This is a genomic window from Anaerococcus lactolyticus ATCC 51172, assembly GCF_000156575.1.
Taxonomy (GTDB): Bacteria; Bacillota; Clostridia; order Tissierellales; family Peptoniphilaceae; genus Anaerococcus; species Anaerococcus lactolyticus.
Genome location: NZ_GG666049.1, coordinates 104,124 through 118,563, shown reverse-complemented (window position 1 = coordinate 118,563; position 14,440 = coordinate 104,124). Strand labels below are relative to the sequence as shown.

The window sequence follows — 14,440 nt, the reverse complement described above, 5'->3', positions numbered from 1 at the left end:
ATAATAAGGTTATAACTTATATAGGAGTCTTTATGAATAGGAAAATAGATTTATTACATGGAAATATTAGGCATACGCTTTTGAAGCTGTCTTTTCCTTTGGCCCTTACAGCCTTTATCCAGATTGCTTATGGCTTTGTTGATACTATTTGGATTGCAAGGTTGGGTACTAAGGCTATGGCAGGGGTTGGGATAGCTGGTTTTATTTTTTGGATAGGCAATTCCCTTGTCCTTATACCTAAGGTTGGCATGGGCGTTTATGCTTCCCAGGCCTTTGGTTCTCGAAATGAGAAGGAAACGGTGATGATTATTAATAATGGTTTTATCCAAGCTATTGTCATTGGTTTGTTTTTTACTACCTTTTGCCTTATTGTAAAAAATGTTTTTATAGAATTTTATAATTTGGGCCATGAGGCTGAAATGGCTGCCAAGGATTATTTTTTTGTGGTAAGTCTCGGTATGATTTTCTTTTTCGTGGGTCCTATGTTTACCCAAGCCTTCACATCACTTGGGGATTCTTTTACTCCCTTCGTGATTAATGCTGTTGGGCTTGCTATAAATATGGTTTTAGATCCAGTTTTGATTTTTGGTCTAGGTCCCTTTCCACATATGGGAGCAAAAGGTGCTGCCCTAGCTACAATTATAAGTCAGTTTGTAGTTGTTTTGCTTTATTTTTTGCTGGTTATTTCTAAAGATGGCATCATTAGGTCGGCTATAACTTACATAGATTATAGGGAAAATTGGCAGCTAGAAATTTTTAGGCTTGGCCTACCTGCGGCACTTTTGTCTGGTTTTCATGCGTCAATTTCTATGGTTTTAAATAGGTTTATGTCAGCTTTTGGTCCAACACCTGTGGCAGTCTGTGCCATAGGAAGTCAACTTGAATCTATTTCTTGGAATACAACTGAGGGTATCCAGGTCGGTATCCAAGCCCTAGTTGCACAAAATTATGGAGCTGAAAATAAGAAAAGAGTTAAGGAATCGATTAAAGAAGCCTTTAGATTAGTTGCTATTATCGGAATTATAGCAACCCTAGTTCTAATAATTTTTAGGCACAAGCTTTTTGAACTTTTCACTCCAGAAAGCAAGGAGGCGATTGAACTTGGTGCGAACTACCTATTCATTCTAGGACTTTCTCAAGCCTTCATGTCAATAGAAATTGGCCTTGCGGGCTGTTTTAATGGAATGAGCGACACCAAAACTCCAGCTGCTCTTGGTGTAATAAACAACCTCTTGAGGATACCAATTTCCCTAGTTTTAATGCCTTTTGTCGGCGTCTATGGGGTATGGATAGCTATGAGTTCGACTTCTATTATGAAAGGCCTTTTTGCAATGGGCTTGATTTATAGAAAAGTAAAAAGATATATGTTAGCTTAAGCTCTTCTTCGGAAGAGTTTTTTAATTCTAGCATGAAATTGTTTGCATTATTTACAGTTATCTTATAAAATAGTAGTGAGAGAAGAAAAGGAGAGTAAATATGAAACAAGTAAGATTGCCTTATGGCAAAGAATTTATCGAAATGGAAGTAGGCGATGATGTAGCCATACTTGAGAGCAAGGCGCACAGTTTTAAGGCGACAAAAAGCCAAGAAGACCTTGTTAGAGATGCCCTAGCACACCCAATTGGGACAGAGAAATTATCGGACCTTGTAAAAGGCAAGAAAACAATAACAATAATTTCATCTGACCACACTAGGCCAGTACCATCTGCTATAACCATGCCAATCCTTCTTGAGGAAATTAGGTCAACAAACCCAGATGCAGAGATTACAATTCTTATCGCAACAGGTTTCCACAGACCAACTACTCATGAAGAATTAGTTGCTAAGTATGGACAAGAAATAGTTGACAATGAAAACATCGTTGTTCACAAATCTGGCGTAGATGAAGACATGGTTGAGCTTGATAGACTTCCATCAGGTGGAAGACTTCTATTAAACAAGCACGCTGTAAATGCTGACTTATTAATAGCTGAAGGCTTTATCGAGCCACACTTCTTCGCAGGTTTCTCTGGTGGTAGAAAATCAGTACTTCCAGGTATAGCAAGCGAAAAAACAGTTCTTGCCAACCACTGCTCTAAATTTATAGCAAGTGATTATTCAAGAACAGGTATTCTAGTAGAAAACCCAATCCACAAAGACATGGAATTTGCTGCAGAACAAGCAAAACTAGCCTTTATCTTAAACGTTGTAATTGACGCTGACAAGAAGATTATTAATGCCTTTGCAGGTCATAGGGTAAAAGCCCACTATGAAGGAACTGAATTTGTTAGAGGCCTATCAACTGTTGAAGGTGTAAATGCTGACATTGCAGTAACAAGTAATGGTGGTTACCCACTAGATCAAAACGTCTACCAATCTGTAAAATCAATGACAGCTGCAGAAGCTGCAGTAGCAGATGACGGTGTAATAATCGAAGTTTCTAGATGTAATGATGGCCACGGTGGTGAAAGCTTCTATAGAACTTTCAAAGATGCTGAAACTCCAAAAGATGTAGAAGACAGAGTTCTTCAAATTCCAATGGAAGAAACCATTCCAGACCAATGGGAAATCCAAATTCTAGCAAGAATCCTTGTACGTCATAAAGTTATCTTTGTAACTGACCCAGAAAATAGACAATTAATCGAAGATATGCACATGACCTATGCTGAAAGTCTTGAAGATGCTCTAAGAATGGCAAAGGAAATCAAAGGCGAAGATGCTAAGGTAGCCTTCGTTCCAGATGGTGTATCTGTAATCGTTAATAAGAAAAAATAAGCAGGACTACTATTTGAAGGCAAAAGAGAATGTTTTAAGATGGGCTTTAAGGTAAATATCCGAAAGCGCTTTTCAAATATTTCCTAAATTGCAAAGCCTTTAAAAAATTATTCACTATTAGAAACAAAAAGATGTTTAACTAAAATTTTAGTCAAACATCTTTTTTCTTTTATATAAACTTATTTACGTCCATATCGGAAATTTTTTCTAGTGTCATATCAGCCACTTCTTCGATATGGGCCCATTCTTTTTTGTTCCAAGGGAAGTCTTTTAGACCTACAGTCATAATCTCTTCTTTTTTTGCAGCTTCTAAGGCATAGAGGGCATCGTCAAAAAGCACACAATCTTCTGGTCTTGCTCCATGTTTCATTATTGAATACTGCCAGTAGGCAGGGTCTGATTTTTTCATATGAAGAAGTTCGGGAGTGGCAAAAAAATCAAAGTAATCATAAATTCCTAGCCTCTTAAGAGCCATTTCCAAGTATTTATATGGGGTAGAGGAGGCAATCGACATGGAAAATCCTAAATCCTTTAATTTTTTTAGGATTTCAAGGTTGCCTGGTTTTGGCAAGAGCAAATCCTTGTAGCCGGTGTAGACAATATCATCAAAGTATTGCATAACCTCATCGAAAGTCATGTCTGTGGCTATTTCATCGGCTATGTATTGGCACATGTCATCAACGGATAGGGCTTCGATTTTCGCTTTTTCTTCTTTGGATAGGTTGGCTAAGTTGAATCCATACTTGGCAAAGAGTTTGGATTGTGGTTCTACCCAGATGTGCATGGAATCCAAAATTGTTCCATCTACGTCAAATATTAGCTTTTTCATTTTTATCCTTTCTTAACTTCTTTCTTAACTTTTTTCTTCCTTCCCTATATATCTTATATGTTTTTGCTGGCAAAGGCAAAAAAATAGACAAAAAAACCAACCTAATTCTAGGTTGGTCTGTAATTAATAAGATATATTTAAGGCGTTCATAGTTCCTGCTGCGAGTTGCTCAAAAGATCTGTGGTTATTCTCAAAAGATGGAGAATAACGGTTTATGAAGGCTTTATAGGTTGTGCAGCCCTTATTTGCATAAGCATCTCTCATTAGCTTGAAGACAACTTCGATGCCGTCTTCAACTGTAGGTGGGTTTACCCAAGCAGAACCTCTTCTTGAATAGGCAGGAGCCCATTGGCCACCAACACCATTTCTATAATAACGGATACAACCAAAGTTGTATTTGCCTACTCCAGCATGCTTGCCAAAATTAGTTTCCTTTGCGATTTGACCCATAAAAATACCTACGTTAATACCGTATTTGTTTGAGTACTTAAGGATTGTATCACCATAGCCCTTAAGTGGGGTATAGTGACCACGTTTTTCTAGGAACTTGTCTATGTAAGCGCCAGTTATGTGATCTGGGTTTTTAGTTCTTATGTCAAAATTTGATAAGTCGCCTCGTCTGTAATTTCTCCAAGATAGGCTGCCAGGTTCGCTAGTAGTTCCTGTTGCATTTCTATTAGAACCTTTGATTTCTACGCGATCTGGGTGACCTTTTTCTTTCTTGACTTCAAGTTCGTTTTCTGCCTTGTAGGAAGTTTGGGTTAGTTGGGTTTTTTCGTGAACAAGGTCAGTATCTTCCTTAAGACCAACCATCTTATCTAAATCAAAATCTTTATATTCAATTACTTTTGTTTCTTCTGGTATTGTAGTTTCGTCTGTTGAATCTTCTGCTGCTAGGACTGGGCTTGCTAAGGTCAAAGTCGACGCAACAAAAAGTCCTGTAAGTATATATTTAAAATTATTCATTCTGTCTCCTTTATCAATTAACAATATATATTTTAACTCATTTTTACTCTTTTGTCAATAAAAATGTTACACTTTTGTTACTTAATCATCAAAATTCTTGTTAAAACCGTAAAAAGCATGAGGCTTTGTATTTCTTTTGTTACTTTAATTAAGAAATGGTTTTATTAAAGACTGGTTAGATTTGTATAATAAGCCGTTTGCTTTATAAATTTCCTAGATTGTTATATAATATCCTTAAGGAAGCAAGAAAGGGAAGAGAGATGAACATTTTATTAGATCTTTATATAAGTTTTGTTAAAATCGGCTTTATGACCTTTGGTGGGGGCTACGCCATGCTACCCATCTTGGAAAGGGAGGTTGTTGAGAAGAAAAAATGGGCGACTAACGAAGAGATTTTAGATTACTATGCTATTGGTCAGTCCACACCTGGTATCATCGCTATAAATACAGCGACCTTTTGCGGCTACAAGATGGCAAAAAATATTGGAGGAGTGGTTGCAAGTCTCGGTTTTATCACCCCGTCAATTATAATAATTACTCTCATAGCTAGTTTTTTAAAAAATTTTTCCCACATAAGCGCCATCCAACACGCCTTTGGGGGCATTAGGATTGCTGTGTGTGCCTTGGTTTTATATTCAGTAATAAAAATGCTTAGAAAAAACGCCAACTCAGTTGGAAAGTTCATGGTTTTTTTGTTGACCTTCCTAGCGATAGCAGTTTTTGATATTTCACCCGTTGTGCTTGTAATAGTCGTAGCCCTTATTGGAATTATTTTAGGGAGGTTTAGACATGCTTAGGATGATGTGGGAATTTTTTAAGGCAGGTTTATTTGCTGTTGGTGGGGGCATGGCAACCATTCCTTTTCTCCAAGCCATGGGCGAAAAATATGGTTATTTTACCAGCGAAGAGCTCTTGGATATGATAGCAGTGTCCGAATCAACACCAGGCGCTATTGGCATTAATATGGCGACCTATGCAGGCATCAAGGCCCATGGGCCACTTGGTGGCATCCTTGCGACCATCGCCTTGGTTACAGGACCAATTATAATTATCCTTATAATAGCAAGGATGATTTTGGCTTTTAAAAATTCAAAAATTGTAAAAGACGCCTTCAGTACCCTAAGGCCAGCCACAGCAGGGCTTATCCTAGGTGCTATGTCCACAGTCCTAGTACTTACCCTTGTGGATACAAAGGCCTTTGCCCAAACAGGAAATTTTATGTCCTTGCTAAGACCGATTCCACTCGGACTTTTCGCAGCATTTACTTTAATTTTGTTTAAATTTAAAAACCTCAGCCCTCTTTGGATAATCGTGGCGGGGGCAGGCATAGGTATTGTTTTGGGCCTATAAATTGGCAAAGAAAAACCCAAGTCTTGACTTAAACTCTAAAATCCTTAAGGAGGATTAATGTGTCTATGTCACTTGCTTGGGTTTTTATTTTTTATTTGTTGTAGGCCTTAAGGGCATCGGATAAGATTTTTTCTCCGTTGATCATGCCGTAGTCCATCATATTTATGACATCTACTAGAGTATTTTGATCCTTGTAAACACCCTTAAGCTCGTTTAGTTTAAATTTTACTTGAGGGCCTAGGAGGAGGATGTCGATTTTGTGTGAACTATCAAGTTCTTCTACGCTGGATACTGGAACAGCTTTGATATCTATATCTAATCCTTTATTCTTAGCTGCTTCCTGCATTTTTTCAACTACTAAGCTTGTACTCATACCTGCAGAGCAGCATAGTACAATATTTATTGTATCGCTCATATAAATCTCCTTATATAATTTTGAAAGGATTTTGTTCAGCCAGCATATTAACAATCGCTTGTTCATCTTCATCAAAGTGGCCTACAAGATTTCTTTCACCTGTATTTTTAATTTTTTTCTTAACGATTTCAAGTTCGCCTCTGTAGTGGGCGAGGTTGTCGTTGATTATTACAACATCTCCCTCATCAAAGAATTCTTTATCACATTTCCTAGGAGGAATGTTCTTGTCAGCGGCAAAGGCTCGGCTAACACTGCTTCTGATAAAGAAGTCTGAAGAGTCTATCCTATCAAAGTGAACAAAATCGTAAAGGATTTTCCTTTCTATATCTATTATATCATTAATTGCTTCGATTTTTAAGCTTGGAATTGATAAATCTACCTTGCTCAATTCTTCTAATTCTTCACAAGAAGCGTAGGCGTTGCCAATAATAATGTCATTTATCCTCCTATCAGCTATAAGATACCTAAGTTGGTAGGAAATATTTTTATACCTATGACATTCTAAGGTAGCTAGTCCCTTATAAACAGGCCAAGGTCCGAAAGTGTTGTCGTTATTACTTGATATGAAAGCGTGAACTTTTAAGGCCATATCATAGTATTTTTGAGTGAAATAATCGAACCTTTCCTTGCTAAGACCGGTGTATTCTTGTGGATAAAAATTGTGGCAGGTAGTCATCTTGTTCCTATCAGCACCCTTTTTGATTAGCAAGTCTAAAGCCATGTCTGAGCTTGCATTAAACTCTACAGTTATATTGTAAGGGTTATTGGTAATTAAGATGTTTTCCCTATCTGATAGGGGCCAGTCAAGTCTTATAATATCCACACCCATTTTGTCAAAGACAGATATATCATCTGCCCTTGCACCAAGGAGGTTAAAAACATCTGCATTTGTATCCACCGAAACTTTAAAGCCCAGTTCATGAGCCTTATCTATAAAGTTTGTAAAATTTTTAATAATTTCATCCCTGCTTTCTTTTACAGAAAGGAGACAGGTGAAAATTCTCGAAAAACCATATTTAGAAGCTAGCTTCATATAGGCTAGATCTTTTTCGAAAGTCGAGTGTTCTGGATATATTGAAATACCTAGTCTGCGCATTATGCTTCTACGCTTTCTTCAGATTCTTCTTGGATTAGGTTGTTTCTATCAACTGCAGCTACGAATGGATAATAAATTATGCAGCCAATTATGATTAGGACAACTTGTAGGAGGGCACCTTGCCAGTTACTAGATAGGAATCCAGAAACTACTGGAGGTGTGGTCCAAGGCATGATGATACCATTTGGAATTGGAACTAGACCTATATTCATAGTGATGTAGCTGATAATTATATTTACAGTTGGAACTAGGATAAATGGTACTAATAGTAGTGGGTTTAAAACTATTGGCAAACCATAGATAACTGGCTCATTTATACCAAATACTGCTGGTAAGATTGATAATCTTGAAAGTTGTTTTAGTCTCTTTGATTTAGAAATCATTACTGCGACTATTAGTAGGGATAGGGTTGAGCCTGCACCACCGTAAGTAGCAAATAGGTTTTGGAATTGAACATTGATGATATTTTCTGGTAATTGTCCAGCTGAAACCTTTGCTAAGTTTTCTGCAGAAAGGGCGTATAGGACAGGCATGAACATTGAGTCTGTGATGTTTGTGCCGTGGATACCGAGGAACCATAGGGCGTGAGCAAATAGATATACTAAAACCATTGCTGTTAGTGATCCACCTATGTGTTGGAGTGGAAGTTGCAATACGCTATAAACAAAGTTGAAGGCATTTTCCCATGGAGTTAGGGTAAAGACAAATTTGATTAAAACAAAAGATGTCATTACGAAAGCTGCTGGTAATAGTGCTGCGAAAGATTGACCTACTGTTGGTGGTACACCTGAAGGCATCTTTATTACAAGACCCTTATCAACTATCATTTTGTAGATTCTAACTGCTAAAAATGCGGAAATTATACCGATGAATACACCCTTAGAACCCAACCAATCAAAGGAAAGTCCGTTTATTGTTAGAGCTTCTTCACTGCCTTCTGGTGTAAATTCAAAAGAAAATGGCATAAGGATAAACCAGCTTACTAATGATACAACTCCACTAAAGAGTGGGTCTACTTTTAGTCTTGTACCGTAAGCATGACCAATTCCTATAACTACGAATATAGACATGATTGTGAATGAAGCGTTTGTTGCTGCTGAAAAGTATGAAGCGATAGTGTTGCCATTAATTTCTGTGCTTCTCAATAAATCCATCCATGATTGGATTGGGAAGTTTGAAATTAACATAAACATTGATCCGATAATTAATAAAGGCATAGCTAGGGCAAAACCATCTCTGATTGATTGAAGATGGGCATTACCACTTATTTTTGCTGCAAGCGGCATGAGTTTTTCTTCTAATTTTTCCATAAAAGTTTGTTTTTTCATTTTGTTACCTCTTATTTTCTAGGTTTTCTATCCTGGCGTAACATTGCATAATTTCATTTGCCAAGACATAAATTGTTTCACATGACATCATTTGGTCTTCTGCATGCATGAGCAACAATGTTTGCATGGAGTTTTCCATTTTGTGCTCAGTAGTAAACATTTGTTGGTGGATTTTGTGGCATTGTGCATAGGTTTCCTTGCCTTCTTTGATTAATTCTAGAGCTTTTTCTTCATTTCCAGCCCTTCTTTCAGACATGGCTTCGACATATGCCGACTTGGTCGCACCAGCAAAGGTTATTAGCTGCATGCAAGTTTCTTCTAAATCGCCTAAGCCCATCACTACCTCCTTTCTTTTATAGTAAGTTCAAAATAAGTTCTTTAAAGTCGATGAAATTTTCTATATTAATTAATGCTTGGATTAGGGAATCATCCTTCAAAATTTTTGTAAAAACTTTTATAATTTTCTCAAAGTCGGGGTCATTCTTCCCAGGAGGGGAGATATAAAATACTATCTTAAGCTTATCTGAATCTTTTCCCCAACTAATATCTGCCTTGGAAATAACGGTAAAAATTTCCGCCTTATCCTTTATAGGACTTATCGGATGGGGAATGGCTACTAGGGTTTTAAAAACTATAGAACCAAAATTTTCCCTAAGTAGGGTCTGGTCCCTAAAAATTTCTTCCATTTCTGGTGTCAAAGCCAAGGACTTGTATATTAAATTCAAAACTTCATCCTTTGTGCAAGGATTTTTATTTATTAGAAAGTTTTTTTCTGAGAAATATTTTTCGAATAGGGTTAAGTTTGTGTTAGGAACTATCTGTTCGTCTGACCGTAAGTCCTGATAACTTTTTATTAGCTTTTCTACTTCTTTGTCAATCAAAGCGCAGTCATCTTCATCAAGGAAGACGCTAACTTTTACAGAAGGAACAGCTATAACCAAACCCTCTAAATCAACGCTCGATATTATCAAGTCAACGTCGTCTAGGTTTTTGGGAGTAATCTCGTAGTAACCAATCACATTTTTTATATTAATAGTGTTGGTATATTCGTTTTGAATCCTATTTTTAAGCATCAGCCCCGTACTGAAACCAGATGCGCATACAACAAGGACGTTAATCTTCTTGTTGAATTTATTTCTCTCAAGCGCTGATAAGATATAAATTACCAAATAAGACCGCTCATCGTCTGTTATATCCATATTTTCAAATATAGAAAACTTTTTAAAACTATCAACTACCAGATCAAAATAGCTAGTATATTGGGTTTTGATTTTATCTGTCAGAGGATTTGAAATATATAAACCAGATGCAACCCTATTTTCTAGAGCTTTTAGGTGTTCGATAAAATTATTCATAAAAACATTATCGTCTAACAAGTTTATATTTAACTTCTTAGACAGGTACCTTAATAAGTCTATAACTTGGTTGTAGTCTTTAAAAGACTTTATAGAATTTTCGCTCGAAAGCTTGGTCTTTGAAAGCAGCTGGAGGTAGATGTATTTCTTTTCCTCAATAGGCAAGTCTATAGCGAAACTTTTAGAAATCCTCCTAATAACTGACTTAGCGAAATCTAAAAATTCGTCACCTTCTCCTTTTGCAATATCCTTATCGTAGTTATCAATCAAGCAATTTATCTTAACTCTTTCAATAACTAGGGCAAAGTGTATTACCAAATTTTGGATAGCATAGTCATTTACAGATATGCCATATTCTCTTATTTCATCAAGAAGAATAATCAAGAGCTGAGAAATAGTAGCTTTGTGAAATAAGTTAAGGTCTTCTAGCTCATTTATAAAGGAGTTGGAGTAGATACTAGAAAAGAAAAAATCTAGAATAAAATGTCTCTTCTCTAGTTCCTTACCGGATATTGATAGGTAAGAATTGTCATCTTTAACTATATCCAGTCCATAATCCTTAAGCTTATTTCTAAGGCTGTAAATATCTCTTTGGAGAGTTGACTCGCTAACAAACAAGATTTCCAACAGATCATCAAAGGTTAGGGCCTTGTTTTCCAGCAAGAGATTCTCTAGAATATATTTCTCGCGCCCTTTTTTATCGTAAATTTGATCAAGGTTTGACATGCTAGCCTTTGACTTGTAAATATAGTCGATATACTTATCGTGATCGCCAATGACAAGTTTAAAGCCGCTGCCCTTCTTTGCTACAATTTCAAAAATATTCTTAGGAACGTTTTCAGAAATTAGATTTATATTAGTCCTTATAGTTTTTTCGGAAAATCCGACATTATAACCTATTTCTGTGCTTGTACAGTACTTATCTTTGTTCTTATATAAAAATTTTATAATCCTAATTTCTCTATCAGATAGCATATTTCTCCTCACTATCATTATACCAGAAAACCTTATCATAAATAATTCTATTTTTTCCGTTATAGCATCGGTAAAGGTGGGTGGGGTTTTTTGCTTGAGATTTTGTGCTTGGAAAAGCATAGATATCTTGAATTATTAACTATTATTGGTATTTTTATTATAAGAATGGTTTTAATTTAAAGGAGAGACTTATGACTGATACTAACAATAATCCTAGAGAAGAATTGACCAATGCGGGCCTTAAGGTGGTAGCTTTTTCTGGCGATGCAAGGAGCAACTTTCTAGAAGCGCTTGACCTTGCAAAAAAAGGTAAATTTGAAGAAGCTGACCAGTATGTAGCTATGGCTAATGAAAACTTGGAACTTGCTAGTCTTGCACAAAAAGATTTTTTGGAAAATGAAGCAGAGGGAAGTCGACAAGGCTTGGATTTTTTAGCTATCCATGCCCAAGACCACTACATGACAACCTTATTACTTAGAGATTTAATCCATAATCTGATTGATATTTACAAAAAATAAGCAAAAGAAAATCCCAGAGTCGTTGGATACTGGGATTTTTCTTTTGCTAAAATTTTAGGATTTACTTGCTAAATCCATTTATTTATGAAACTTATTTTCTTCTTATAGTTTTGCTTATTTTCTTCTCATAGTCTTGCTTATTTCCCCGAACACTAGTGGGATTGAGGCGAGTATTAATACTGGAATCCATTCCCATGTTAGGGAAACTACTTCAAAGAGCTTTGTCAAAATTGGCACATACATTACAACTAAAAGTAGGGCGAAGGATAGGATTACTGCCTTGATTAGGTGTGGGTTTGAAGCAAAACCTAATTCCTTTAGGGTGTATTTTGTGCTCCTTACAGAAAATGCTCTTAGAAGTTCTGATGTGATAAGGGTTGCAAATACCATGGTGTGAGCACCTTCGATTGAGCCAGGGAATATCCATTTTAGGCCAATTATATAAGCTCCAAGGACTGCGAGTGTTATAAATATTGATTGGCTAATTAGGTTTGTTCTGATATCGCCAGAGACGATTGATTCTTTTGGGTCCCTTGGTGGTTCTTCCATGAGGCCTGGCTCTGCCGGCTCAACACCTAAAGCTAGGGCTGGGAAGGCATCTGTGACTAGGTTTAGCCACAACAATTGGATTGGGGTAAGTGGACTAGGAAGTCCCATTAATATTGATAGGAAAACTATCAAAACTTCTGCAATGTTACAAGATAGGAGGAAGGATACAAATTTTTTGATATTTGAAAAGATTACTCTTCCTTCTTCAACTGCATTTACTATGGTTGCGAAGTTATCGTCAACAAGAATCATATCTGAGGCGTCTTTGGCAACGTCTGTACCTGTAATACCCATGGCTACACCTATGTCAGCGTTTTTGATGGCAGGAGCGTCATTTACACCGTCACCTGTCATGGCTACGACATTGTCATTAGCTTCGAGGGCCTTGACAAGTTGGACCTTATTTTCTGGTGAAACTCTGGCAAAAATTCTCTTAGTTTTAACAATTTCCCTGATTTCTTCGTGGGTTTTATCGTTTAGTTCGGAGCCTTGCATAGCTTGGTCACGACTAGTTGCGATTCCTAAATCTTTGGCAATGGCAAGGGCTGTTTCAAAATAATCGCCAGTTATCATAATTACATTAATTCCTGATGCGTGACATTCGGCAACTGCTGCCTTGGCTTCTGGTCTAGCTGGATCAATCATGCCTGTTAGTCCAACAAAAATCATATCTTTTTCGATATTTTCTGTAGTAAGGTCTTGGTCAAGAGTCTCTAGAGGTCTAAAGGCGTAGGCCATTACCCTTAGGGCCTGACTTGCAAGGTCGTTGTTTTTATCAGCAAGTTTTTTACGGTATTCGTCGGTAAAATCTTGCATTTCGCCGTTGATTAAAATTTTTGAAGAATGACTCATTACAACATCTGGTGCACCCTTAGTCATGGCGTAATATTTGCCATCAAGCTCGTGGAAGGTAGTCATCATCTTCCTTGTGGAATCAAATGGGATTTCCTGGAGCCTTGGGTGTTTGTCGTTGAGAGTTTCCTGGTTGATGTTCCATTTTTCAGCGAAAGTTAGCATGGCACCTTCGGTAGGATCGCCTGTTATCTTATACTCTTCGCCTTCGCGGATGAGATTTGCATCATTACAAAGACTTGCTATAGTCATCAATAGTTCTATCTGGCCATCAGAATTAATTACTTCTTTATTTTGCCTTCTGATATCGCCCTCAGGCTTATAACCAGTACCTTCCACCTCGTATTCCTCATCATTGGTGAAAATTTTTGTAATAGTCATTTCGTTTTGGGTCAAGGTTCCAGTTTTATCTGAACAGATAACTGTAGTTGATCCGAGAGTTTCAACAGATAAGAGGTTTTTAACGATAGCCTTCCTGTCTGCCATCCTGTTCATACCAATAGAAAGGACAATAGTTACAACAGCTGTCAAACCTTCTGGAATAGCTGCAACTGCAAGGGAAACTGCCACCATAAAATTCTCTAAAAGATTGTGGCTGCCCCTAAAATATCCTAGGGCAAAAACTCCCATACAAACCACAACAACAAGGACAGCTAAAAGTTTTGAAAGCTTTTTAAGTTGCTTTTGGAGAGGAGTTTCCTTGTCTTCAACCTCGTCTAGACTTACTGCAATTTTACCAATTTCTGTTTCTTCGCCAGTCGCAGCCACAAGACCAAGGCCGTGGCCGTAGGTAACAATTGAAGATGAGTGGACGTAATTTTCCCTATCACCAATACCTACATCTTCATTAGTTTCAAAGTTACTATCTTTATCAACAGCCACAGATTCTCCTGTAAGCGAAGATTCGTCTATCTTTAGGTTAGATGACTCGATAAGCCTCATATCAGCTGGGATAATATCACCTGTTTCAATGACAACTATATCACCTGGCACCAATTCCTCTGCCTTAACATGTCCTCTTTGTCCATCACGGATAACAGTAGCCTCAGGTGAGCTCATCTTTTGTAAAGCCGCCACAGAGTCCTCTGCCTTTCCCTCCTGGATGATAGACATAATGGCGTTAATAACAACAATTGCGATAATAATTACACATTCGATTACATCACCTGTAAAAGCTGACACAATAGCAGCAATTATCAAAAGAATAACCATAGGGTCGGCTAACTGTTCGATAATTTTGCTAAGCAAAGACTTTTTATTTGATGACTCAATGGCATTTGGTCCATATTTTTCAAGCCTTGCCGCTGCTTCTGATGAGGTAAGTCCACGTTTGGCATCAGCTCCGTGTTTTTTGATTACTTCATTAAGACTGCCTTTATAGTCCATAATTCCTCCTTAAAAATTTGCAAAAGATATAAAAAAAGCGGGGCCACTTGAGTTATACTCACCAGCT

At 37.2% G+C, this 14,440-nt stretch carries 13 protein-coding genes; 5 read left to right on the top strand and 8 right to left on the bottom strand.

Features of this window, described 5'->3' with window-relative positions; genetic code table 11:
• Nucleotides 1-32: 32 nt before the first annotated feature.
• Together HMPREF0072_RS08580 and larA are read left to right on the top strand one after the other, a co-directional pair.
• On the top strand, nucleotides 33-1,376 hold the full coding sequence (locus tag HMPREF0072_RS08580; RefSeq protein ID WP_004829287.1) for an MATE family efflux transporter: 1,344 nt from the start codon (nucleotides 33-35) through the stop codon (nucleotides 1,374-1,376).
• A 100-nt stretch (nucleotides 1,377-1,476) separates the two neighbouring features.
• Complete coding sequence (gene larA / locus HMPREF0072_RS08575; RefSeq protein ID WP_004829285.1) at nucleotides 1,477-2,754, top strand: nickel-dependent lactate racemase; 1,278 nt, start codon at nucleotides 1,477-1,479, stop codon at nucleotides 2,752-2,754.
• Between the two features lie 169 nt (nucleotides 2,755-2,923).
• Here larA and HMPREF0072_RS08570 read toward each other — a convergent pair whose 3' ends face one another.
• Both HMPREF0072_RS08570 and HMPREF0072_RS08565 read right to left on the bottom strand, forming a co-directional pair.
• Entirely contained in the window at nucleotides 2,924-3,583 is a 660-nt protein-coding gene (locus HMPREF0072_RS08570) for an HAD family hydrolase (protein ID WP_004829283.1), read from the bottom strand.
• A gap of 123 nt (nucleotides 3,584-3,706) precedes the next feature.
• Nucleotides 3,707-4,549, bottom strand: a complete 843-nt coding sequence (locus HMPREF0072_RS08565) for a glucosaminidase domain-containing protein (RefSeq protein WP_004829281.1) — start codon at nucleotides 4,547-4,549, stop codon at nucleotides 3,707-3,709.
• A gap of 260 nt (nucleotides 4,550-4,809) precedes the next feature.
• Between HMPREF0072_RS08565 and HMPREF0072_RS08560 the strand changes: the two genes are divergently transcribed.
• Entirely contained in the window at nucleotides 4,810-5,346 is a 537-nt protein-coding gene (locus tag HMPREF0072_RS08560) for a chromate transporter (RefSeq protein ID WP_039931299.1), read from the top strand.
• The gene (locus HMPREF0072_RS08555; protein ID WP_004829278.1) at nucleotides 5,339-5,899 is read left to right on the top strand and encodes a chromate transporter; all 561 of its coding nucleotides are present in this window, start codon (nucleotides 5,339-5,341) and stop codon (nucleotides 5,897-5,899) included. The genes HMPREF0072_RS08560 and HMPREF0072_RS08555 overlap by 8 nt, the downstream gene beginning before the upstream one ends.
• A 91-nt stretch (nucleotides 5,900-5,990) precedes the next feature.
• Here HMPREF0072_RS08555 and HMPREF0072_RS08550 read toward each other — a convergent pair whose 3' ends face one another.
• Genes HMPREF0072_RS08550 through HMPREF0072_RS08530 form a run of 5 tightly spaced genes read right to left on the bottom strand, consistent with a single transcriptional unit; the run spans nucleotide 5,991 to nucleotide 11,068 of the window.
• Complete coding sequence (locus tag HMPREF0072_RS08550) at nucleotides 5,991-6,314, bottom strand: PTS sugar transporter subunit IIB (protein WP_004829276.1); 324 nt, start codon at nucleotides 6,312-6,314, stop codon at nucleotides 5,991-5,993.
• Between the two features lie 10 nt (nucleotides 6,315-6,324).
• Nucleotides 6,325-7,410, bottom strand: coding sequence for a MupG family TIM beta-alpha barrel fold protein (locus tag HMPREF0072_RS08545; protein ID WP_004829274.1), 1,086 nt, complete (start codon nucleotides 7,408-7,410; stop codon nucleotides 6,325-6,327).
• Nucleotides 7,410-8,738 (bottom strand): PTS sugar transporter subunit IIC, encoded by a 1,329-nt coding sequence (locus HMPREF0072_RS08540; RefSeq protein WP_004829272.1) that lies wholly within the window; start codon nucleotides 8,736-8,738, stop codon nucleotides 7,410-7,412. Before HMPREF0072_RS08540 ends, HMPREF0072_RS08545 begins: the two co-directional genes overlap by 1 nt.
• A 4-nt stretch (nucleotides 8,739-8,742) precedes the next feature.
• Nucleotides 8,743-9,075, bottom strand: a complete 333-nt coding sequence (locus HMPREF0072_RS08535; protein ID WP_004829271.1) for a PTS sugar transporter subunit IIA — start codon at nucleotides 9,073-9,075, stop codon at nucleotides 8,743-8,745.
• 16 nt (nucleotides 9,076-9,091) lie between these two features.
• On the bottom strand, nucleotides 9,092-11,068 hold the full coding sequence (locus HMPREF0072_RS08530; protein WP_155811901.1) for a BglG family transcription antiterminator: 1,977 nt from the start codon (nucleotides 11,066-11,068) through the stop codon (nucleotides 9,092-9,094).
• Nucleotides 11,069-11,259: 191 nt separating this feature from the next.
• On the opposite strand from HMPREF0072_RS08530, the gene HMPREF0072_RS08525 reads away from it, so the two are divergent.
• Complete coding sequence (locus tag HMPREF0072_RS08525) at nucleotides 11,260-11,586, top strand: PTS sugar transporter subunit IIA (protein WP_004829265.1); 327 nt, start codon at nucleotides 11,260-11,262, stop codon at nucleotides 11,584-11,586.
• 114 nt (nucleotides 11,587-11,700) lie between these two features.
• Here HMPREF0072_RS08525 and HMPREF0072_RS08520 read toward each other — a convergent pair whose 3' ends face one another.
• Entirely contained in the window at nucleotides 11,701-14,373 is a 2,673-nt protein-coding gene (locus HMPREF0072_RS08520; RefSeq protein ID WP_004829263.1) for a cation-translocating P-type ATPase, read from the bottom strand.
• Nucleotides 14,374-14,440: the final 67 nt, after the last annotated feature.